We start from the raw sequence: 22,010 nt of genomic DNA on the forward strand, positions 1-22,010 counted from the left end.
CTCTAGACCGGGAGTTCTAAATCGCCCCGCGCGCCCGACGGCGGTGCGTACAGCTTGTGCCGGGCGGTACTTTCCCGTAGGCTAGGTGGCATGAAGCGACTCTTCCTCTGCCTGTTGATGCTGTGCGCCGTCCCCGCTACCGCGCCGGCACAGGCCATACGCCTGGACAAGCTGAAGGTCGAGGTCAAGCGCATCGAGGTCGACGGGCAGCGCATGTATGAAGTCGATGCCAGCGGCAGCGTGCAGGCGCCGCCGGCCTCCGTGTGGAAGACCCTGACCACCTACGAGCGCATGAGCGAATTCGTGCCCGACCTCAGTTCCTGCCGCGTGCTGTCGCGCAACGGCAATGAAGTCATCATCGAGCAGCAGGGCATGGCGCGCTTCCTGTTCATGAACCACCCCATCCACTTGGTGGTGCGGGCCACGGAAACGCCGATCACGGCCATCGACATCGCCCTGATCTCGGGCGACATGCGGCATTACGAATCGCGCTGGCAACTGTCTCCCGTGCCCGAGACGGGCGGCACGCGCATCGTCTTTTCCAGCCGGCTGATGCCGGGCTTCTATGTGCCCGGCATGCTGGGCACGACCATGATACGCGGCGATATCGAACGCATGATGGCGGCCGTACTCACCCGCATCGACAGCCAGCACGCGGAAAAGGCAGGTTAAATCAAGCCAGATAGGTGTCGCGGTCGCGGATTTCCGCGAAGTTTTCCAGGCTGCCCAGTTTTACGGTGACGGGGTTCAGGCTCGCTTGCGGCTGCATCGAGCGCCAGGCGAACAGCCATTCCTGTTCGGGCGCTTCGGCGCGCGTCTTGGTGAAGGCGGCGCCCAGGGCCGCGCGCTGGCCGTATTCGACCAGGCCGTCGATGCCGGCCCAGCTGGGCAAGGTGCGCTGCACGGCGCGGTGCAGGCGTTCGCCGAATTCTTCCGTATTGTGGATGATCAAACAAGCGTCGGCCGGGGCAAACAGGTCGAACAGTTGCTTGTCCCACACTTGCGAAAAACTCAGGGTCAAACAATTGCCCGCTGGCATCAGGCGGAACTGGCCCAGGCTCAGCGCCAGCTCGAGTTCGCTGCGCTGGCCGTAGCGGTGCAGGGTGGGGGGACGTTTGTAATCGTGCATGCTGGACTCGTTCTTCAATAGTAGGGTAAACCGGCGCGCCGCCTAGCGGGGCGGGCGGATATGGCGCCGGATGCGCTGGGCCCTGGCAGCCAGGTAAATTTCGCGCAGTAAATAAATAAAACAGCCGATCAGGCAAATCACGGCCAGCACAAAGAAGGCCGCGATGTATTTGTCCAGGGTCAGGTTCAGAATATCGCCCAAAAACAGCATGGCGATGATGACGCAGACGAAGAAACCGCACGCCGTGCTCAGCGAAATCGAATAATTGATCAGATGGGTACGCCGATACAGGGTATCTAGCTCATCCATATAGAAATCGTTGTAGCCGATGTCGAGCCGGTCTTCCAGCACGCGCGTGCGGTCGATGATGCGGCCCAGGCGGTTGGTCAGTACCACCAGCATGGTGCCGATACCGGTCAACAGGAAAACCGGCGCAATCGCCAGCTGGATGATATGGCCGATGTCGCCGATCTGTATGTTCATGGATAAAAAGTCGTGGGTTCACACCGGCGCCCGACCCTGGCGCCAGCACAGGCCATAGTGTAGCAGGTGGCGCACGCCGGCTGGCCGCTTTGCCAACCGGCGTGTTGCAAGGTCATGCGAAGCCGCGCCCCGGCACAAAGCGCTCGGTGGCGCGCACCAGCGCCGAAGCGATGCCGTGCTCGAGCGCGCCATGGCCCGCGTCGGGAATCATTTCCAGCTGGGAACCAGGCCAGGCTTGCTGCAGGCGGTAGGCCGACAGCGGCGGGCAGATGGCGTCGTAGCGTCCCTGCACGATGACGGCCGGCAAATGCGCGATGCGTCCCATGTTGCGGATCAGCTGGTCTTCTTCGAAGAAACCGAGATTGGCCATGTAATGCGATTCGAGCCGGCCCACGCCCAGATCCAGCGCATCGTTCGGCGCGTCTTCCGGCTGCGGCATCAGATACACGCGGCGGCCTTCGAAGCGGCTCCAGGCGCGCGCGGCCGGCCAGTACACGGCCGGGTCGCTGCTGAGGATGCGTTGCACGTAAGCCGCCAGCAAGTCGCCCCGCTCCTCGAGCGGAATCGGGGCGGCGAATTCCTCGTACAGTTCCGGATAAAACCAGCGCACGCCTTCGATGAACCAGTCGATTTCCGCCTGCGTGCACAGGAAAATACCGCGCAGCACGAAACCGAGACAGGCCGCCGGATGCGCCTGGCCATATGCCAGCGCCAGGGTCGAACCCCAGGAGCCGCCAAACACCAGCCATTGGGCGATGCCGAATTGGGCGCGCAGGCGTTCGATGTCCTCGATCAGCAGCTGCGTCGTGTTGTTGCGCCATTCGCCCAGCGGCGTGGACTTGCCGGCGCCGCGCTGGTCGAACAGGATCACGCGGTAGCGCTGCGGGTCAAAAAAGCGGCGGTGCTGCGGCGACAGGCCCGCGCCCGGGCCGCCATGCAGGAACAGCACGGGAATGCCGTCGGGGTTGCCGCACTCTTCCCAGTAAATGGTGTGGATGTCATCGACCGCCAGCATGCCGTGCCGGTTCGGCGTCAGGGCGGGAAACAGGGGTGACAAAGAATCGGGCATGGCGAGCGGTCCTTGGAATGGCGGTCAGGGCGCCAGGCATGAGGCCTGGCAACTGTTCCAATTATAGTGCGCCGCCGCCGGCTCAGGCCAGTAGCAAGGGCAGGCGGTTCGACGACTTGATTTCGCGCATCGACAGGCTGGACTGGATTTCCGCCACGCCAGGCAGGCGGCGCAGCACGGTCGAGACGAATTCGCCATACGCTTCCAGGTCGCGCGCCACCACTTGCAGGAAATAATCGGCTTCGCCCGCCACATTGTGGCACGACAGAATTTCGGGAATCGTCGCGATGGCTTGCTCGAACTGCGACGGCTGCTCGCCGCCATGGTTGGCAAACACGACGCGTACGAACGCCACCAGGCCGATGCCCAGCTTCTTGCGGTTGAGCAAAGCCTGGTAGCCGGTAATAAACCCTTCCTCTTCCAGGCGGCGCAAACGGCGCCAGACGGGGGTTTCGCTCAGCTTCAAGCGCTCGGCCAGGCGCGCGTTGGACAGCCGTCCTTCATCCTGCAGCAGCCTGAGTATCTGCAAATCGGTGGCGTCGAGGCTAACTTCTGGAATTTTCATCTAATTTTTGTTTTGATACGAGTGGAATCTACCCGAATACTAGGGCATGCAGGGCAGGAAAAGCAAGCACATTTCATCGCGTCAAGAACATAATGGGGCCCGGCGAGCAGGCTGCAGCGTGCGCATGCTCCCGCTTTTCTTTTCGACTGAGCCATGTCCGATTCTACCTTCCTGATGTACCTGCTGGCACTGGCCGGCGCCTTTTTATTGCCGGGACCCGACATGGCGCTGGTGCTGGCGACGGGCGCCGCGCGCGGCGTGGCCACGGCACTGGTGACGGCACTGGGTATCGCCGGCGCGCGCGCCGTGCACGTGGCGCTATCGGGCGCGGGCCTGGCGGCGCTGATGGTCACGCATCCGCAAGCCTTGCAGTGGGTCAAATGGGCGGGCGCCGCCTACCTGCTGTACCTGGCGCTGCGCCTGCTGCAGTCGGCCCTGTCGGCCAAAACAACGGAGGAGAAAGCCGCCCCCGCCACGGCGCACAGCGCCCGTGCCAGCCTGGTGCGCGGCTTCCTGACGAATCTGCTCAATCCGAAGGCACTGCTGTTTTGCAGCATGTTCCTGCCGCAATTCGTCATGGGCAGCGACAGCGTGGGCCTGCAATACCTGCGCCTGGGCGCCATCCTGGTGCTGGTGGGATTACTGTTCGACGCCATCTACGCCGTGCTGGCCGCGCGTCTGGCGCGCCGCCTGCGCGGTAAACCCTCGCCTTACGGCAAGTTCGTGCTGCCCACCGTCTTCGTCTTGCTGGCCGGACGGCTGGTGCTGGGCTGAACTGTCGGCGGCAGCGGCGCTCCGCCGGCAAAGAAGGCGGGGTAATCGTTCAGCAGGCTGCGCTCGAGGTCGTTAACCTTGCGAAATTGCCGCAGCGCCGGCGCCATCGCCCGCCCCGCATCCCAGCTGCGCCAGGCGTTCGGCGCATCGAACTGCGCCAGCAAGGCGTCGCCCAGGTCCTGGTACACGGCCGCCATCTGCGGTTTTGCCTGCAGCACTTGCAGATACAAGGCCGTCGCTTGCGGCCATTGCCCCAGCTTGGCGCGCAAATTCCCCTCGAACAAGGCCAGCACGGGCTGCTCCATCCCCGTTTGCTTTCTCAGCTCCTGCACGGTGGCCATCGCGGCCGCGATACCCTGCTGGTCCTTGGCCAGCAATCCCCGCGTCAAATCGTGGATGGGCTGGCATTCCTGCATGGCCTGCTGCTGCCGGGCCGTGAGCTTTTCCACCAGCGCGCCTGTGGAAAAATGGTCTTCCAGCATGGTCAAGAAAGCCTCGAAAGGCTGGTCGGTGGCAAACAGTTTTTCCGCTTCGGCCCGCAGCGCAGGGTGTGCCTGAGGCGCCTGGGGTCCCGGCGGCGGTAACAGCGCCGCCTGCGCCAGCACGCGCTCGAGTGGGGGCGCATCGGCCGCCAGCGGACGGGGCCGGTAGGCGGACAAGGTATAGGTGGCCGGTGCGCCCGCCGTCACGGCGCTGATGCGGAACTGCCGCGTCACCGCGCCGCCCACCTCCTGGTAATGCAAGGTGAAGTCGGCGGGAATGCGCTTGCCGTCGGCCAGCATCTTCAGCACCAGCGGATGACCGCCCCAGGTGTAGCGCAGGTACTGGGCAAACGCCGTCGCGTCGTCGCCGCTGACGGGACTGCCCGCGATCCCCAGGCGCAGCAGGGGCTGCCCGTCAAGCGACCACAGCACGGCGCCGTCGAGCACTTGCGGCTGCAGAGCGCCGCGCCGCTTGTTGTCCAGCACCGACAAAGCCTGCTCCTCATACACGCGAGGCGTTGCGTGCTGCTCCAGGCCGCCCGCCTTCAGCATGCCGCCAAGCCCCTGCCGGTGGCGCAGCTCGGCGGCGCGAAAGCCCGCCACGTCAAACAGCGAATACGTGTCGTAGGTGGACGCCGCCGTATCGATGACGTGGCGGCGGCGCGTGGCAAAGTCGAGCACGGACAAGCGCTTGCCATCGCGTACGCTCAGGTAATGCGGTCCCAGCACGACATCGCTGTCCTGCGTCTCGCGCGCGGGCAGGCTGGTTTTCACGCCGGGCTGGTTGACGCGCTCGGTAACCACCGTGATGTGGAACGCGACGCTGGCCTGGGCCGCGCTGGCGCACAGGAAAAGGATGGCGGCCACGCTGGCGCGGCGCAAGGCGGGAACAAGGGTCATGGAGATGATGCGGTGGAGAAATGCTGATTCTAAGGCAAATCCGGCGATCTCCTTGTTTTGCTGGCAAGCATAAAAAAAGACAGCCGCAGCTGTCTTTTCTGTTTTACTTCAACAACGATTACGACATGTGCTGGCCGCCGTTGATCGAAATATTCGCGCCCGTGACGAACGCCGCTTCATCGGAAGCCAGGTAGGCGACCAGGCCGGCCACTTCTTCCGGCTTGCCCAGGCGCGCCATCGGAATTTGCGGGATGATTTTGCTGTCGAGCACTTCCTGCGGAATCGCCATGACCATCTTGGTGCCGATGTAGCCTGGCGAAATGGTGTTGACGGTGACGTTCTTGCGCGCCACTTCCAGCGCCAGCGACTTGGTGAAACCATGCATGCCCGCTTTCGCGGCCGCATAGTTGGTCTGGCCGAAAGCGCCCTTCTGGCCGTTCACGGACGAGATATTGATGATGCGGCCCCAGCCGCGTTCCACCATGCCGTCGCAGACGGGCTTGGTCATGTTGAAGACGGAATCGAGGTTGGTGCTCATCACGGCATCCCAGTTCGTCTTGTCCATCTTCTTGAACGTCATGTCGCGCGTGATGCCGGCGTTATTCACCAGCACATCGACAGGACCGATTTCCGCTTCCACTGCCGCCACGCAGGCAGCGGCCGAATCGTAGTCGGCCACGTCGCACGGATATGCCTTGAAGTCGTAGCCCATGTCCTTGGTCGTCGCCAGCCATTCCTCAACCTTCGGATTGCCTGGGGAATATGTGGTCACCACGCGATAGCCGAGCGCCGCCAGCTTAAAACACACCGCTTCGCCCAGACCACCCATGCCACCAGTTACCAATGCAACTCTTGCCATTTTCATCCCCTCAGTGTCGTTCTATTGCCAAAAAGTTAATTATTTAGTGAAAGCAACCCAGTTCCGCCGAGAATTACAGCGGCGTACCGCCGCGAACCCCGCCGTCACGCACTGCGCGCGACGGCGGGATTCGGTGCCAGCTACTTAATCGCGCTCGATCGCTAAAGCGACACCCATGCCGCCACCGATGCACAGCGCTGCCAGGCCTTTCTTGGCGTCGCGGCGGATCATTTCGTGGATCAGGGTGACCAGGATGCGCGCGCCCGAGGCGCCGATCGGGTGGCCGATGGCGATCGCGCCGCCGTTCACGTTGATCTTGCTGGTATCCCAGCCCATTTCCTTGTTCACGGCAATCGCTTGCGCGGCAAACGCTTCGTTGATTTCCATCAGGTCCAGCTCTTCATGCGTCCAGCCGGCTTTTTTCAGGCACAGACGCGAGGCAGAGACGGGGCCCATGCCCATGACGGCCGGGTCCAGGCCCGACGAGGCATAAGCCTTGATGCGCGCCAGCGGCTTCAAGCCCAGTTCCTTCGCTTGCGAAGCGGACATCATGATCACGGCGGCGGCGCCGTCGTTCAGGCCCGATGCATTGCCGGCCGTGACGGTGCCGTCCTTGGCGAACGCAGGGCGCAGGCCGGCCAGCGATTCCAGGGTCGAGCCGGGCTTGATGTATTCGTCGCTGTCGAAGACGACCGTGCCTTTTTTGTTGGCGATTTCCAGCGGCAGGATTTCATCCTTGAACTTGCCCGCCTTTTGCGCCGCTTCCGCCTTCAGCTGCGACTGCAGCGCGAATTCATCCTGCTCGGCGCGCGTCACTTCGTATTTCTTGGCGACGTTTTCCGCCGTGATGCCCATGTGGTACTGGTTGTACACGTCCCACAGGCCATCGACGATCATGGTGTCGATCATCTTGAAGTCGCCCATGCGGAAGCCGTCGCGCGAACCGTTCATCGCGTGCGGCGAGGCGCTCATGTTTTCCTGACCGCCGGCGATGATGATGTTGGCGTCGCCGCACTTGATCGCTTGCGCCGCCAGGTGCGTGGCCTTCAGGCCGCTGCCGCAGACCTTGTTGATGGTGAATGCCGGGATGGAACTGGGCAAGCCAGCCTTGATGACGGCCTGGCGCGCGGCGTTCTGGCCGACGGCGGCCGTCAGCACCTGGCCCAGGATGGCTTCGCCGATCAGGTTCGGGTCGATGCCGGTTTGTGCCAGCAAGCCCTTGATTACATGCGCGCCCAGTTCGGACGCAGGAATCTTGGCCAGACTGCCACCGAATTTGCCGACTGCGGTACGGCCGGCGGCCACGATTACGACATCATCCATTTATTTCTCCGATATGCTGGCCACGAGGGCCAAGGTCAAGGTGCTAATAGAATCCAATTGGAATCCAGTGAATCCGGGAAGACACAGCAAGCTGCGTTTCATTCTAGCGCGGCATGCGCCGCAGTTCCAGCGCCGCACCGCTGGCGGCGGCGATGACAGCCTGCTTGCGGTGGCGGCGGGCAACCTGGCGCGGCGGATAGCCGCTGCCGGGCCGCAAAACGCTTAGGCCTGGCGAGCAGGACGCGTGTTTTTATTTTTATCATACCCTTCATCGGCACCGCCGAAAGTGGTTTTTAGAAAATTATTGAAGGGAATAATCAGGGGTACGGGTGTTTGCTTTACCACCTGCAACAGCTCGCCAAATTTTTGACGCGATGCAGCAAACTCACCCTTTGTCACGGTATCGAATTTCTCCTGGGTTTCTTGAGCAACATCCTTTGCCTGGCGGCCATATGCACCGATGCGTTCGATGGCCAGTTGCGATTGGGTGCGCGACAGTTGCAGCAGCGCTTGCGTATCCTTCACGGACAGCAGCTGATTGCCCGCCACCGTAGCGGCAGCCAGTGCCGCGCGGGCCGCATCGAGCTGCAACTCCAGCACGTTGGCGCCGCTGTCGACGGCGGCCTGGGCATACGCTTGCGCGCTGATCAATTGCGCTTCCACCACGGCCTTGCCAGCCAATGCCCATTGTTCGGAAAATGAAAACATGTCGTTCCTCCCCAAAGAGTAGGCAGCGCCATGTTGCGCCGCACAGTGCTCAACTGTAAGCGGTGGTTCATTGCTGAACCTTGATATTTATCAAGCTTTGCTGTTGGTTTGTTTCCACCTCAACGTTGATCAAGACAACAACTTGATACCATCGAGCGTAGCCGCGCACTGCTCGCGTATCACGCTGACGAAATCGCGCACATAGGCCTTGTCCTGCAACGGCTCCGGCACGGACACGTACAAATCGCTCCACAAGCCATGCTCGCCCACCGGGCGCGCCACCACATAATCGTAATCGACGTAATTCTTGATGGCCCAGTTCGGCAAGGCGGCGATGCCGCGCCGGCTCGCCACCAGTTGCAGCACGGCCACCGTCAATTCGGCAGTGCGGCGTTCAAACTGGATGCCGGCCGGCTTCAGCACTTCGCGGATCAGGTCGATGCGCTCTTCCGGCACGGGATAGGTAATCAAAGTCTCGCCCGTAAAGTCGCTCGCCGCAAGGCGGCGCTGCGCCTGCAACCGGTGCTTCTGCGCCATCACCACCAGCATTTCAAAGCGGAACAGGGGAAACACGGTGAAATCGGGGCCGTACGGCGAGCCGATCACGAGGTCCGCCTCGCCCGAACGCAGCAAGTCGGCCGGCTCGCTATGAAAACCCGACACCAGGTCGATTTCCACTTCCGGCCAGCGCTGACGGAACGCATCCATCACGGGCATGAGCCAGTCGAAACAGGTATGGCATTCGAGCGCCACGCGCAACTGCCCCTTGTCGCCCTGCGACAAACGCGCCACGTCGCGCTCGGCCAGCTCGATCTCGGGCAGCAGCTTGTCGGCCAGCTCCAGCAGCCGGCTGCCCGTGGCCGTGAAGGCGATCGGCATCGACTTGCGCTCGAACAGGGGCGCCTTGTAGCGCTCTTCCAGCAAACGGATCTGGTGCGACAGGGCCGACTGGGTCAGGTTGAGCAGCTGCGCGGCGCGCACCAGGCTGCCGGAGGAACGCAGGGCACTCAGGGTGCGCAGGTGGCGAATTTCTAGCATCGGAAAAGTGGGGGCTGTACGTGAAATATTTTCATGTTATTCGGCAAAATGTTTCGTTTTGATTATAGACCAAGTTGCCGCACACTCTAGCGCATTCACATTAAATCTCGATGACATCATGCCCATTCGTACGCACATCCTTGGCTTTCCCCGTATCGGCGCCGCGCGCGAGCTGACACTGGCGCTGGAAAGCCACTGGCGCGGCGAGCTGTCCGAGGCGGCGCTGGAAGCGACGGGCCAGCAATTGCGCGCGCGCCACTGGGCCGTGCAAAGGGACGCGGGCCTGGCCTACGTCACCGTGGGCGACTTCGCCTTCTACGACCACGTGGCCAGGCATATCCAGCTGCTGGGCTGCGAGCCGGCGCGTTTTGATTTCGGCGCGGAACAATCGCCGCTGTCGCGCTATTTCACGATGGCGCGCGGCGGTGCAAGCCAAGCGGAGCATTCCGGCTGCCGCCACGGCCATGCGCTGGAAGTGAGCAAGTGGTTTGACACCCATTACCATTACCTGGTGCCCGAATTGTCGCCGCACACCCAATTTTCGCTGGCGTGCGAGCGCCTGCTGGCGGAAGTGGCCGAGGCGCAGGCGCTCGGCCACCAGGTCAAGGCGGCCCTGATCGGCCCCCTCACCTTCCTGTGGCTGGGCAAGGAAAAGACCCCGGGCTTCGAGCGCCTGGCGCTGCTGGAACAATTGCTGCCCGTCTACGGCGCCCTGCTCGACCGCCTCAAGCAGCAAGGCGTGACGTGGGTGCAGCTCGACGAACCGATCCTGGGCCTGGACTTGCCCCATGCGTGGCGCAGTGCCTTTGAAAGCGCCTACTGGCAGCTGAACCAGGTGGGCGTCAATATCCTGCTGGCCACGTATTTCTCGCCGCTGGAAGAAAACCTCAGCCTGACATGCCGCCTGCCCGTGGCCGGCCTGCACGTGGACGGCATCCGCGCGCCGCATGAATTGATCAGCGTGACGGACTGGCTGCCCGCGCATAAAGTCTTGTCGATCGGTATAGTCGATGGCCGCAATATCTGGCGTACCGACCTCGACGCTGCCCTGGCCGTGCTGCAGCCGCTGGCCGCCAAGCGCAACGGGCACCTGTGGCTGGCGCCGTCGTGCTCACTGCTGCACGTACCGTTCAGCCTGGAAGCAGAGACGGCGCTCGATGGCGACATCAAGAGCTGGCTGGCGTTTGCCACGGAAAAACTCACGGAACTTGCGTTGCTGAAGGACGCGCTGGCGGGCACCCCCGACGACGACGCGCTGGCCGCATTGGCCGTTTCCCGCCTGGCCATTGTCGGCCGCCGTGGCAGCGCCCGCGTGCACCGTGCGCCGGTCGCGCAGCGCCTGCAGACGCTGTCGCCCACCATCGACCGCCGCGATTCCGGCTTCCCGTTGCGCCAGGCCGCGCAGCATGCACGCTTGCGCCTGCCCGACTTCCCGACGACGACCATTGGCGCCTTCCCGCAGACGCCGGCCATCCGCGCCGAAATCGCCCACGCCGTGGGCCGCCAGGAAGCGCTGGGCCTGGACGTGCTCGTGCATGGCGAAGCGGAACGCAATGACATGGTCGACTACTTCGGCGAGCAGCTGGACGGCTTCGTGTTGACCCGTCACGGCTGGGTGCAATCGTGCGGCTCGCGCTGCGTCAAGCCGCCCATCATCTACGGCGACGTGCAGCGTCCGGCCCCCATGACGGTCGCATGGACGGCCCATGCGCAAAGCCTGACGAGCAAACCGATGAAGGGCATGCTGACGGGCCCGGTGACGCTCTTGCAATGGTCGTTCGTGCGCGACGACCAGCCGCGCGCCGCCACGGCGCTGCAGCTGGCCCTGGCCATCCGCGACGAAGTGCAGGACCTGGAAACGGCCGGCATCGGCATCATCCAGATCGACGAGCCGGCCATCCGCGAAGGCTTGCCGCTGCGCCGCGGCCAGTGGGACGCCTATCTGGACTGGGCCACGCGCGCCTTCCGCATCGCCGCCTCGGTGGTCGGCGACACGACGCAGATCCACACCCACATGTGCTATGCCGAGTTCAACGACATCCTGCCGCAGATCGCCGCCATGGATGCCGACGTCATCACGATAGAGACGAATCGCTCGGACGTGAAACCGCTGACGGGCTCAGTCCAGTTCCAATACTCGAACGAAATCGGCCCCGGCGTGTACGGCATCCACTCGCCGCGCATCCCCACCGCCGTCGACATGGTGACATTACTGCAAAAAGCCAGCGGCTTGAAGACGCGTGGCTGGGTGGAAACGGAAACAGCGTTGCGTCATATGGTCGAGGCGGCACGGCAGATGCGCGCAGCGTAATCGGACATGGCGCCTGAGGGCGCATGGGCGGCGGCTTTCGGGGCGGCGCACCGGTTTTCCGGGGCGCCGCCCGTTTTTTTTGACATGAAGTAGGTATTGCCCTGCGGAATAGCATGCGCCAGGCCCCTGACGCTGATTTTTTTGCAGTAGAATGCAAGAAATTTACTGCTCCCATTGTTGCCGTACGGAACATCTGGCCTGCCGCAGTTTCACTTTGATAAATGTTTATGTCCAAAAGCCCGTCGCAGAAGCCTATCGAAATCAAGATTTCCACCGTCGTTGCTGTCTCCGCCATCCTGCATAGCGCCGATACGCAGGCACTCGATGCCGCCTTGCGCGACATGACGGGAGGCGTGGCGGACTTTTTCGAAGACGACCTGGCCGTGCTGGACGTGGCGGCCTTGCCGCCCGGCAGCGTGCCCATCGACTGGGCCGCCCTCGTGGCCCTGCTGAAAAAATACCGTTTGAATGCCGTGGCCGTGCGCAATGCGCCGGCCGACATGCATGACGCCATCCTGGCGCAAGGCTTGAGCCTCGACAGCGGCAAGACGCGCGACGATGCGCCGCCCAAGGATGGTCCCAAGGATACACCCACGGCGGCGGCCCAGTCGGGCGCCGACGCCCAGGTGATGGTGATCGACACGCCCGTGCGGGCCGGCCAGCGCATCTATGCGCGCGGCTGCGACCTGATCATCACTGCCGTCGTCAACAATGGCGCCGAAATCATCGCCGACGGCAGCATCCACGTGTATTCCTCGCTGTACGGCCGCGCGCTGGCCGGCGCCTCGGGCAATCCCCAGGCGCGCATCTTCGCGCTGGCCATGGAACCGGAACTGGTCTCGATCGCGGGCGTATACCGCACGTTCGAGGATGGTTTCCCTGCAGAAATGGCGCGCGGACCCGCGCAAATTCGTTTGGCTGGAGACAGAATCGATATACACTCTGTCAATCCGGTCACTCCCGTGAACCGCTCTTAAGCTGCACAATTCAAGAGATATCTGAAAAGGATTATTTGTGGCAAGAATTATTGTTGTGACGTCCGGCAAGGGCGGTGTCGGCAAGACGACCTCTAGCGCCAGTTTTTCCACTGGCCTGGCCATGCGCGGCCACAAGACAGCCGTGCTCGATTTCGACGTGGGCCTGCGCAACCTCGACCTGATCATGGGTTGCGAGCGCCGCGTCGTGTATGACTTGATCAATGTGATCAATAAAGAAGCAACCCTGAACCAGGCCCTGATCAAGGACAAGCACTGCGACAACCTGTTCATCCTGCCCGCCTCGCAGACGCGCGACAAGGATGCCTTGTCGGAAGAAGGCGTGGAACGCGTGTTGAACGACCTGATCAACATGGGTTTCGAGTTCATCATCTGCGATTCGCCGGCCGGCATCGAGCATGGCGCGCTGATGGCGCTGACGTTCGCCGACGAAGCCATCATCGTCACCAATCCGGAAGTGTCGTCGGTGCGCGATTCGGACCGCATCCTCGGCATCCTGCAAGCCAAGTCGCGCCGCGCGCAGACGGGCGGCGAACCGGTCAAGGAACATTTGCTGATCACCCGCTACTCGCCGAAACGCGTGGAATCGGATGAAATGCTGTCCTATCAGGACGTGCAGGAAATCCTGCGCATCCCGCTGGTGGGCATCATCCCGGAATCGGAGCAAGTGCTGGCCGCCTCGAACCAAGGCAATCCGGCCATCCATTTCACGGGCACGGACGTGGCGCAAGCCTATGAAGACGTGGTCTCGCGTTTCCTCGGCGAAGAGGTCGAGTTGCGCTTTACCAACTATGAAAAGCCTGGATTACTCCAGCGCATTTTTGGGGCGAAGTGATATGGCCTTGCTTTCTTTCCTCTTCCCCCCCAAGCCGAAGACGGCCACCGCGGCCAAGGAACGCCTGCAGATCATCATCGCCCGCGAACGCAGCGGACGCGATGGTCCGGACTTCCTGCCCGCCCTGCACAAGGAATTGATCGCTGTCATTTCCAAGTACACCAAGGTGAATGCCGACGACATCAAGATCTCGCTGGACCGCCAGGGCAACCTGGAAGTGCTCGACGTCAACGTGGTGCTGCCGGACGCGTAAGGTTTACTCCGGCCTGACCGTGAGCAATTCCTGCGCCACCGCGGCGCAGGCGTTCACGTGCTGGTTGCCGATCTGGCGGAACACGGCGTAGCCGATGGCTGCCGCCACCGCCTGGCCGGCGAACGGCACGAAGCGCGCCACCTGCTTGGTGGCAATCTTGACGCCGCTGCGCTTGAGCAGGTGGAGGATCAGTTCGCGCGACACCAGCTTTCCTACCAGCATGCCCCCCATGCCCACCGCCGCGCGGTAGGCCATCATCTTGAACTGCGGGTTCAGGCGCTCGATCTGCTCGGGCGTCAGGCCGAATTCGTGGTTGATATCGTTGATCAACATGGAAAACAGACCCACGTCGGACATCAGGTCGATGCCGGGAATGGGGATGGCCGAGGCGCCCGCCGACATCATGGCGCGCCGCTGCACCAGGCTCCGGCAACGCTCGCGCACTTGCTCGATTTCGGCACGACTGGCCGGTATCAGTGTCCAATCGGTAGTGCTCTTGTCTGGCATGGCCGCTTCTCCGCTAGTAGGGGTAGATGAACAAGTGTAACGTAAAGGATCTGCCCTCCGATTTCACTGGACACAGTTGCAATCTCTGTTATATTTCACTTGAGCATTCCTTAACATTACGATAAGCAGAGCAGACCGTCTGTTTGTTGCTACACACTCCAGCCAATTATGCGAATTGCCGTACTCGATAGCGACCATAGCCAGGCAGAACTGATCTGCCAGGTGCTCACCGCCGCCGGCCACGCTTGCCACGAGTTTCAGAGTGGCAAGGAAATGCTGGGGCAGCTGCGCAAGGACAGTTGCGACATGCTCATCCTCGACTGGCATGTGAGCGATCTGGACGGTGCGGAAGTCTTGCGCCGTGCCCGGGAAAAACTGGCGCCGAAGGCGCCCGTGTTGTTTATGACCAACAGTTCCGGCGAAGACGACGTGGTGGCGGGCATGACGGCAGGCGCCGACGACTACATGATCAAGCCCCTGCGGCGCAGCGAACTGACCTTGCGCACCCAGGCGCTGCTGCGCGTGGCGTACCCGGCCCAGAATGGCGCCGAGTACTTGCAATTTGGTCATTACACGTTTGAAACCCGTCCCGGCCGCCTGTTGCGCGATGGCGAAGTGCTGGACGTGACGCACAAGGAATTCGCCCTGGCGCTGCTGTTTTTCCGCAACCTGGGCCGTCCCCTGTCGCGCGCCTACATCCACGAAGCCGTGTGGCAGCGCGACACGGCCCTGCCCTCGCGCACCATGGATACCCACGTCTCGCGCGTGCGCAACAAGCTGCAGCTGAAACCGGAACACGGCTACCGGCTCGTGCCCGTCTACAGCTACGGTTATCGCCTGGAAAAACTGGGCGGCTGAACGGCGGCAAACGGCTGACCTGCTCAAAGCGCGGGCACAAAGCGTTATAATGTCGCCATAAGTCATCCAACAGCCCTGAAATGCAACTGCTCGCCGTCGGCCTCAACCATACCACCGCCCCAGTGTCGCTCCGCGAACAGCTGGCGTTTGCGCCTGAGCACTTGGGCCAGGCGGTGATGGCGGCGCGCACCTGGTTCCAGCGCATCGACTTGCGCGACAACGACGAAGCGGCCATCCTGTCGACCTGCAACCGCACCGAACTGTATGCGGCCAGCCATGTGCCGAACCCGCTCGACGCCGGTGCGCATTTCCTGGCCGACTACCACCAGCTCAACTACAGCGAGCTGCGCCCCCACTTGTACATGCTGCCGCAGCACGATGCCGTGCGCCACACCTTCCGCGTCGCCTCCGGGCTCGATTCGATGGTGCTGGGCGAAACGCAGATCCTGGGGCAGATCAAGGACGCCATCCGCACGGCCGACGAGGCGGGCGGCCTGGGCACGTATCTGCACCAGTTGTTCCAGCGCAGCTTTTCGGTGGCCAAGGAAGTGCGCAGCAGCACGGAAATCGGCGCCCACAGCGTATCCATGGCGGCCGCCGCCGTGCGCCTGTCGCAGCGTATCTTCGACAAGATCGCCGAGCAGAACGTGCTGTTCATCGGCGCCGGCGAAATGATCGAATTGTGCGCCACGCACTTTGCCGCGCAAAACCCGAAAAGCATCACCATTGCCAACCGCACCATGGAACGGGGCGAGGAACTCGCGCACCGCTTCAACGGCACGGCGATCCGCCTGGCCGACCTGCCGGAGCAGCTGCACCAGTTCGACATCGTCATCTCGTGCACGGCATCGTCCTTGCCGCTGCTGGGCCTGGGCCTGGTCGAGCGCGCCATCAAGGCGCGCCGCCACAAGCCCATGTTCATGGTCGACCTGGCCGTGCCGCGCGACATCGAGGCGGAAGTGGGCCGTTTGAACGACGTCTTCCTGTACACGGTCGACGACCTGGGCAAGGTCGTGCAGACGGGCCTGGAAAGCCGCCAAGCGGCCGTGGCGCAAGCCGAAGCCATCATCGAAACGCGCGTGCAATCCTTCATGAGCTGGGTCGACGACCGTGCCATGGTGCCCGTCATCCAGCATCTGCATGAAAACAGCGAAACCTTGCGCCTGCTGGAAGTGGAACGGGCGCGCAAGATGCTGGCCAAGGGCGCCGACATCGACGCCGTACTCGAAGCGCTGTCGAAAGGCTTGACGGCCAAGTTCCTGCACGGCCCGCAGCAAGCGCTGCACCATGCGCAAGGCGACGAGCGCAAGCAGCTGGTCACCCTGCTGCCGAAACTGTTCCGCCCCCGCCGTTAGCGCAGCCCCGCTGGCCGCCCGCGCGCGGCTACCCCTGCCCGCCTGCCGGGCTTGCATCATCCCTACACTCTTTTACCGCGAATCGCTATGAAACCATCCATGCTGGCCAAACTCGATCAACTGGCGAACCGCCTGGTCGAACTCGACGAACTGCTGATGCATCCGGACGCCACGTCGAACATGGACAGCTACCGCAAGATGACGCGCGAGCACGCCGAACTGGGCCCGCTGGTGGCCCTGTACCGCTCCTACCAGGAAGCGGGCAACGACATCGCCACGGCGCAAGAGATGCTGGGCGATCCGGACATGAAGGAATTCGCCCAGGAAGAGATCGAGGCGGCCAAGGCCACCATGGCGCGGCTCGAGCGCGAACTGCAGACCATGCTGCTGCCGAAGGACGTCAACGATGAGCGCAATATCTTCCTGGAAATTCGCGCCGGCACGGGCGGCGATGAATCGGCCCTGTTCGCCGGCGACCTGCTGCGCATGTACACGCGCTTTGCCGAGCGCAACCGCTGGCAGGTGGAACTGGTGTCCTCGTCCGATTCCGACCTGGGCGGCTACCGCGAGGTGATCGTGCGCGTGGTCGGCAATGGCGCGTATTCGAAGCTGAAATTCGAGTCGGGCGGCCACCGCGTGCAGCGCGTGCCGGCCACGGAAACGCAGGGCCGCATCCACACGTCCGCCTGCACGGTGGCCGTGATGCCGGAAGCCGATGAAGTGGAAGACGTCAACATCAACCCGGCCGACCTGCGCATCGACACCTACCGCGCCTCGGGCGCGGGCGGACAGCACATCAACAAGACGGATTCGGCCGTGCGCATCACCCACTTGCCGACCGGCATCGTCGTCGAGTGCCAGGATGACCGCAGCCAGCACAAGAACAAGGCGCAGGCGATGAAAGTGCTGGCCGCGCGCATCAAGGACGTGCAATTGCGCGAGCAGCAGTCGAAGGAAGCGGCCACGCGCAAGAGCCTGATCGGCTCGGGAGACCGCAGCGAGCGCATCCGCACCTATAATTTCCCGCAAGGCCGCCTGACGGACCACCGCATCAACCTGACGTTATATAAACTGGACTTCATCATGGATGGGGATTTGACGGAGCTGACGAATGCGCTGGCGGCGGAGCACCAGGCGGAACTTTTAGCAGCGCTGGGCGATTAGCAATAGCCGGGGTCAGACCCGGCGGGTCTGACCCCGCGTTAAGTTGTAGGTCGGCTTAGCGCGCAGCGCGTAAGCCGACAGCTTTAAGTAGCGGCTAAGCAATAAAAATCGGCCCTTGTGCGAAAATGACCAGCTCGATTCCATCCACCTCACCGTGTCGCCCATGAAAAATTCACGCACCGTCCTCCTGTTGACCGCCGCCCTGTGTTTCCTGATGCTGGGCGTGGCCATGTATTTGCAGCATGCCATGAACATGGCGCCGTGCCCGCTGTGCGTGATCCAGCGTTACCTGTTCCTCGCCATCGGCATCGCCTGCCTGGCTGGCGCGGCAGCCAACCGTCCGAAGATCGGCGCCGGCGTCGGCTTGCTGGCGGCCCTGGGCGGCCTGGGCGTGGGCGCCAAGCATTTGTACGTGCTGGCCAACCCCGGCTTCTCGTGCGGCATCGATCCGGTGGAAACGGCGCTGAACAAGGTCTTCACGGCCGAACTCATGCCCTTCATGTTTGAATCGTATGGCGCCTGCGAAAATGCCGGCGAGCCATTTTTCGGCCTGTCGATTCCGCAATGGGCATTCATCTGGTTCGCCATCTTCGCCATCACCATGTTGTGGACTTTGCTGCGCCGCAAACAATAATCAATTATCTATGCCAGAAACACTGATCCCCGCCGGCAGCACTGTCGGCGCCCTGCAAATCCGTCCGCTGCTCGACCCGCTCGACAACCGCATCCTGCTGGGCCATGCGCTGGGCCTGTCGCGCGTCAGCTTGATCACGCAATCGGAGCGAGTCCTTACTCCTGATGAAACCGAGCGGTTATCGGGCTTGCTGGCGCGCCGGCTGCAGGGCGAGCCGATCGCCTACATCGTCGGCCAGCGCGAATTTTTCGGCTTGCCGTTCGAAGTGAACGACGCCGTGCTGATCCCCCGCCCCGATACGGAAGTGCTGGTGGAACTGGCGCTCGAGCGCCTGCCGCCGGGCGGACGGGTGCTCGACATGGGCACGGGCAGCGGCGCCATCGCCGTCGCGCTGGCGCATACGCGGCCCGACGCCGTCGTCACGGCCCTGGACGTGAGCAGCACGGCGCTGGCCGTGGCGCGTCGCAACGCCAGCGCCAACGGCGTCAACATCACCTTCATGGCCAGCGACTGGTTCGAAGCGCTGGGCACGGAAAAGTTCGACCTGATCGTCTCCAATCCCCCCTACATCGCCAGCGGCGACCGCCACCTGGCCGAAGGCGATTTGCGCTTCGAGCCGGCGGGCGCGCTGACCGACCATGCGGACGGCCTGTCGGCCCTGCGCACCATCGTTGCCGGCGCCGCGCGCCACCTGGCGTCCGGCGCCTGGCTGCTGATGGAACACGGCTACGACCAGGCGGCATCCGTGCGCGAGCTGCTGGCAGCTGCCGGCTACAACAAGGTGCAAAGCTGGCGCGACCTGGCCGGCATCGAAAGAGTCAGCGGCGCCCGCCTGGGCTGACCGTTGCCACCTGCGCAAAGCTTGACCCGGCGGCGCGCCAGATCCCCCCGCAGTTTGTTAAAATATCAAGCGAATTCCTGACCGAAGCGCCGTCCCCGTTGCCCGGGGCGGACGCTGGCGACGCGGCGTTTTTTGGGCCGGCGCCGACGCATTTGCCAAAATTCGGTTAATCTCAGCACAAATTATTTATATGCTGCACAAGAAAGGAAGCTCAAATTGCCCAACCTGTTGACTCGCCGCCTGGCATTGCTGACCGAAGATGCCAACCGCGCGCTGCTGGGCGGCTTGCGCGGCATCGAGCGCGAAACCCTGCGCGTCGACCACGCCGGCCATCTGGCTTCCACGCCCCACCCCGCCGCCCTGGGCTCGGCGCTGACGCACCCTGAAATCACCACCGACTACGCCGAAGCGCTGCTCGAATTCATCACCCCGGCCGAAGCCGACATCGCCGTCACGCTCGACAAGCTCGATACCGTGCACCGCCATGCCTACAGCCGCCTCGGCGACGAGTTGCTGTGGAGCCAGTCGATGCCCTGCCAGCTGCCGCCCGAAGCGGACATCGAGATCGCCAACTACGGCACGTCGAACATGGGCATGCTCAAGCACGTCTACCGGCGCGGCCTGGCATTGCGCTACGGCAAGGCCATGCAATGCATCGCCGGCATCCATTACAACTATTCGCTCGACGAGCAGCTGTGGCAAGTGCTGGCCAGCCATCCGGACACCAGCGCCAGCCCCACGCACGCAGCCGCGACGCCAAAAGACGTACAGTCGGAAAGCTACCTGGCGACGATCCGCAATTTCCGCCGCTACAGCTGGCTGTTGATGTACCTGTTCGGCGCCTCGCCGGCCCTGTCCGCCGGATTCCTGCGCGGCCGCGCGCACAAGCTCGACACCTTGTCCGACGATACCCTGTTCCTGCCGTACGCGACCAGCCTGCGCATGAGCGACCTCGGCTACCAGAACGACGCCCAGTCCGGCCTGCGCCCGCACGAAAACAGCCTCGATGATTACGTCAACGCCCTCACGCACGCCGTCAACGACCCGTATCCGCCGTACGAAACGCTGGGCACGAAGAAGGATGGCGAGTGGATCCAATTGTCCACCAACGTGCTGCAGATCGAAAATGAATACTATTCGACCATCCGCCCGAAGCGCGTGATCCGCACGGGCGAGCGCCCCATCCAGGCCCTGTGCCTGCGCGGCGTGCAATACATCGAAGTGCGCTGCATGGATGTCGATCCGTTCGAACCGGTGGGCATCAGCCTGGAAACGGGCCGCTTCCTCGACGCGTTTTTGCTGTTCTGCGCGCTCGACGACAGCGCGCCGATTTCTGCCGAGCAAAGCGCGTGCTACACGAACAATTTCGCCCGCACCGTCAAGGAAGGCCGCAAGCCGGGCTTGAGCCTGCGCCGCGATGGCGAAGACATCACCCTGCAAGCCTGGGGCGAGGAATTGCTGGCCCGTATCGCGCCCGTGGCCGCCCTGCTCGACGCGCGCCAGGGCGGCACGCAGCACGCGGACAGCCTGGCCGCGCAAGCCCGTAAGCTGGCCGACCCGGACACGACGCCATCGGCCAAGGTCCTGGCCGAACTGCGCGCCAACGGCGGCTCGTTTGCCGCCTTCGGCCTGCGCCAGAGCGAACGCCACGCTGCCTGGTTCCGCGCGCAGCCGCCCACCCCCGAGCAAAGCGCGTATTTCGACGAGATGGCCGCCAGCTCGCTGGCCGAGCAGCGCGCCATGGAAGCGGCGCCCGCCGGCAGCTTCGACGACTTCGTCGCCGCCTACCGCGCCAGCACCCTGTGTTCGCACACCTGACCTTGCCTGACTTTTTGCCTGGCACCCCATGCTGACCTTCTACAATGAATTGCACGGCCAGCACCGGGGCCGCTTCGAGATGTTTCGCGGCACCATGGTGCCCTGCTTCGAGACACCGGAGCGGGCCGACATGGTGGTGGCCGAGCTGGGGCGGCGCAACCTGGGCCGCATCGTCACGCCGCACGGCGTGCCGCTGACCTCCTTGGAGCGCATCCACACGCCCCGCTACCTGCATTTCCTGCGCCATGCCTGGCACGACTGGCTGGCGCTCGACCCCGACAACGGGGGCAAGGATGCCTTGCCGTCCGTGTGGCCCGTGCGCACCTTGCGCAGCGATATCGAACCGGACGACTTCACGGCCAAGCTGGGCCTGTATTCGATGGACAACGGCACGCCGCTGACGGCCGGCACCTGGACGGCGGCCAAGACGGGCGCCGACTGCGCCGTCAATGCGGCGCACGCATTGCGCCTGGGCGAACGGGCCACGTTCGCCCTCACGCGCCCGCCGGGCCACCATGCGGGCAGCGATTTCTTTGGCGGCTACTGTTTTCTGAACAACGCGGCCCTGGCCGCGCAGCACCTGCTCGACGACGGCGCGCGCAAGGTCGCCATCCTCGACATCGATTACCACCACGGCAACGGCACGCAGAGCATCTTTTATGCGCGCGACGACGTGCTGTTCGCCTCGATCCACGCCGACCCGCGCAGCGAATATCCGTTTTACCTGGGCCACGCCGACGAGACGGGCAGCGGCGCGGGGCTCGGCTACAACGTCAACCTGCCGCTGCCGGCCGGCACGTCCACGGCCAGCTGGTTCGCCGCGCTGGAAACGGCTTGCCTGCGCATCAATATGTACGCGCCCGACGCGCTGGTGGTGTCGCTCGGTGTCGACACCTTCGTGGGCGACCCGCTGTCGCATTTCTCGCTGCAAAGCGGCGACTACCTGCGCGTGGGCGAACGCCTCGCGCATCTGAACCTGCCCACCGCCTTCATCCTCGAAGGCGGCTATGCGGTGAAGGAAATCGGCATCAATGTGGTGAACGTGCTGGAAGGTTTTGAGACGGCGGAGTAGGCCTGTGGTGATGTCGGCTTACGCCCTCGCGGGCTAA

The 22,010-nt window shown here is 63.4% G+C and carries 23 protein-coding genes; 13 read left to right on the forward strand and 10 right to left on the reverse strand.

What is annotated here, in order from left to right:
* Positions 1-90 precede the first annotated feature (90 nt).
* Positions 91-672, forward strand: a complete 582-nt coding sequence (locus AC1RBA_RS13435) for an SRPBCC family protein (RefSeq protein ID WP_492418610.1) — start codon at positions 91-93, stop codon at positions 670-672.
* A 1-nt stretch (position 673) separates the two neighbouring features.
* On the opposite strand, the gene AC1RBA_RS13440 is transcribed toward AC1RBA_RS13435, so the two are convergent.
* The 4 genes from AC1RBA_RS13440 to AC1RBA_RS13455 all read right to left on the reverse strand — a co-directional run bounded on the left by AC1RBA_RS13440 (position 674) and on the right by AC1RBA_RS13455 (position 3,246).
* A complete protein-coding gene (locus AC1RBA_RS13440; protein ID WP_099408108.1) occupies positions 674-1,129 on the reverse strand; it encodes a hypothetical protein in 456 nt (151 codons plus the stop codon).
* Between the two features lie 42 nt (positions 1,130-1,171).
* On the reverse strand, positions 1,172-1,612 hold the full coding sequence (locus tag AC1RBA_RS13445; protein WP_070219003.1) for a DUF2721 domain-containing protein: 441 nt from the start codon (positions 1,610-1,612) through the stop codon (positions 1,172-1,174).
* 112 nt (positions 1,613-1,724) lie between these two features.
* Entirely contained in the window at positions 1,725-2,681 is a 957-nt protein-coding gene (pip, locus tag AC1RBA_RS13450) for a prolyl aminopeptidase (RefSeq protein ID WP_070219002.1), read from the reverse strand.
* 82 nt (positions 2,682-2,763) lie between these two features.
* Positions 2,764-3,246: an Lrp/AsnC family transcriptional regulator gene (locus AC1RBA_RS13455; protein WP_034783718.1), complete on the reverse strand. Its 483-nt coding sequence runs from the start codon at positions 3,244-3,246 to the stop codon at positions 2,764-2,766.
* 153 nt (positions 3,247-3,399) lie between these two features.
* Between AC1RBA_RS13455 and AC1RBA_RS13460 the strand changes: the two genes are divergently transcribed.
* Complete coding sequence (locus AC1RBA_RS13460; RefSeq protein ID WP_230504240.1) at positions 3,400-4,020, forward strand: LysE family translocator; 621 nt, start codon at positions 3,400-3,402, stop codon at positions 4,018-4,020.
* Here AC1RBA_RS13460 and AC1RBA_RS13465 read toward each other — a convergent pair.
* The 5 genes from AC1RBA_RS13465 to AC1RBA_RS13485 all read right to left on the reverse strand — a co-directional run bounded on the left by AC1RBA_RS13465 (position 3,957) and on the right by AC1RBA_RS13485 (position 9,330).
* Complete coding sequence (locus tag AC1RBA_RS13465) at positions 3,957-5,402, reverse strand: hypothetical protein (protein ID WP_492418613.1); 1,446 nt, start codon at positions 5,400-5,402, stop codon at positions 3,957-3,959. The two genes, AC1RBA_RS13460 and AC1RBA_RS13465, sit on opposite strands and share 64 nt — an antisense overlap.
* A 118-nt stretch (positions 5,403-5,520) precedes the next feature.
* The gene (gene phbB, locus AC1RBA_RS13470; protein ID WP_070219113.1) at positions 5,521-6,261 is read right to left on the reverse strand and encodes an acetoacetyl-CoA reductase; all 741 of its coding nucleotides are present in this window, start codon (positions 6,259-6,261) and stop codon (positions 5,521-5,523) included.
* A gap of 144 nt (positions 6,262-6,405) precedes the next feature.
* Positions 6,406-7,584, reverse strand: a complete 1,179-nt coding sequence (locus AC1RBA_RS13475; protein WP_034783723.1) for an acetyl-CoA C-acetyltransferase — start codon at positions 7,582-7,584, stop codon at positions 6,406-6,408.
* Positions 7,585-7,806: 222 nt separating this feature from the next.
* A complete protein-coding gene (locus AC1RBA_RS13480) occupies positions 7,807-8,292 on the reverse strand; it encodes a phasin family protein (protein WP_230504244.1) in 486 nt (161 codons plus the stop codon).
* Positions 8,293-8,421: 129 nt separating this feature from the next.
* Positions 8,422-9,330, reverse strand: a complete 909-nt coding sequence (locus AC1RBA_RS13485) for a LysR family transcriptional regulator (protein ID WP_070218999.1) — start codon at positions 9,328-9,330, stop codon at positions 8,422-8,424.
* 118 nt (positions 9,331-9,448) lie between these two features.
* On the opposite strand from AC1RBA_RS13485, the gene AC1RBA_RS13490 reads away from it, so the two are divergent.
* The 4 genes from AC1RBA_RS13490 (at position 9,449) to minE (ending at position 13,724) form a co-directional block, all read left to right on the forward strand.
* The gene (locus tag AC1RBA_RS13490; protein ID WP_492418615.1) at positions 9,449-11,641 is read left to right on the forward strand and encodes a 5-methyltetrahydropteroyltriglutamate--homocysteine S-methyltransferase; all 2,193 of its coding nucleotides are present in this window, start codon (positions 9,449-9,451) and stop codon (positions 11,639-11,641) included.
* Between the two features lie 227 nt (positions 11,642-11,868).
* Positions 11,869-12,618, forward strand: a complete 750-nt coding sequence (gene minC, locus AC1RBA_RS13495; RefSeq protein WP_070289408.1) for a septum site-determining protein MinC — start codon at positions 11,869-11,871, stop codon at positions 12,616-12,618.
* 37 nt (positions 12,619-12,655) lie between these two features.
* Complete coding sequence (minD, locus tag AC1RBA_RS13500) at positions 12,656-13,471, forward strand: septum site-determining protein MinD (protein ID WP_034752889.1); 816 nt, start codon at positions 12,656-12,658, stop codon at positions 13,469-13,471.
* Position 13,472: 1 nt separating this feature from the next.
* Positions 13,473-13,724, forward strand: coding sequence for a cell division topological specificity factor MinE (minE, locus tag AC1RBA_RS13505; protein WP_034752886.1), 252 nt, complete (start codon positions 13,473-13,475; stop codon positions 13,722-13,724).
* Between the two features lie 3 nt (positions 13,725-13,727).
* On the opposite strand, the gene AC1RBA_RS13510 is transcribed toward minE, so the two are convergent.
* Positions 13,728-14,231 carry a hypothetical protein gene (locus AC1RBA_RS13510; RefSeq protein ID WP_492418617.1) on the reverse strand — a complete coding sequence of 168 codons (504 nt, stop codon included), beginning with the start codon at positions 14,229-14,231 and terminating at the stop codon, positions 13,728-13,730.
* 168 nt (positions 14,232-14,399) lie between these two features.
* Between AC1RBA_RS13510 and AC1RBA_RS13515 the strand changes: the two genes are divergently transcribed.
* The 7 genes from AC1RBA_RS13515 (at position 14,400) to AC1RBA_RS13545 (ending at position 21,973) form a co-directional block, all read left to right on the forward strand.
* A complete protein-coding gene (locus tag AC1RBA_RS13515; RefSeq protein ID WP_046681910.1) occupies positions 14,400-15,089 on the forward strand; it encodes a response regulator transcription factor in 690 nt (229 codons plus the stop codon).
* Positions 15,090-15,169: 80 nt separating this feature from the next.
* Complete coding sequence (gene hemA / locus AC1RBA_RS13520) at positions 15,170-16,444, forward strand: glutamyl-tRNA reductase (RefSeq protein WP_070218996.1); 1,275 nt, start codon at positions 15,170-15,172, stop codon at positions 16,442-16,444.
* A gap of 87 nt (positions 16,445-16,531) precedes the next feature.
* Positions 16,532-17,608 carry a peptide chain release factor 1 gene (gene prfA, locus AC1RBA_RS13525; RefSeq protein WP_475416953.1) on the forward strand — a complete coding sequence of 359 codons (1,077 nt, stop codon included), beginning with the start codon at positions 16,532-16,534 and terminating at the stop codon, positions 17,606-17,608.
* 163 nt (positions 17,609-17,771) lie between these two features.
* Positions 17,772-18,242, forward strand: coding sequence for a disulfide bond formation protein B (locus AC1RBA_RS13530; protein WP_492418799.1), 471 nt, complete (start codon positions 17,772-17,774; stop codon positions 18,240-18,242).
* A gap of 10 nt (positions 18,243-18,252) precedes the next feature.
* Positions 18,253-19,083 carry a peptide chain release factor N(5)-glutamine methyltransferase gene (gene prmC / locus AC1RBA_RS13535; protein ID WP_492418619.1) on the forward strand — a complete coding sequence of 277 codons (831 nt, stop codon included), beginning with the start codon at positions 18,253-18,255 and terminating at the stop codon, positions 19,081-19,083.
* Between the two features lie 216 nt (positions 19,084-19,299).
* Positions 19,300-20,901 carry a glutamate--cysteine ligase gene (gene gshA, locus AC1RBA_RS13540; protein ID WP_492418621.1) on the forward strand — a complete coding sequence of 534 codons (1,602 nt, stop codon included), beginning with the start codon at positions 19,300-19,302 and terminating at the stop codon, positions 20,899-20,901.
* 28 nt (positions 20,902-20,929) lie between these two features.
* Positions 20,930-21,973, forward strand: coding sequence for a histone deacetylase family protein (locus AC1RBA_RS13545; protein ID WP_492418622.1), 1,044 nt, complete (start codon positions 20,930-20,932; stop codon positions 21,971-21,973).
* Positions 21,974-22,010: the final 37 nt, after the last annotated feature.

Source organism: Janthinobacterium sp. GW823-FHT03B06 (assembly GCF_058796955.1).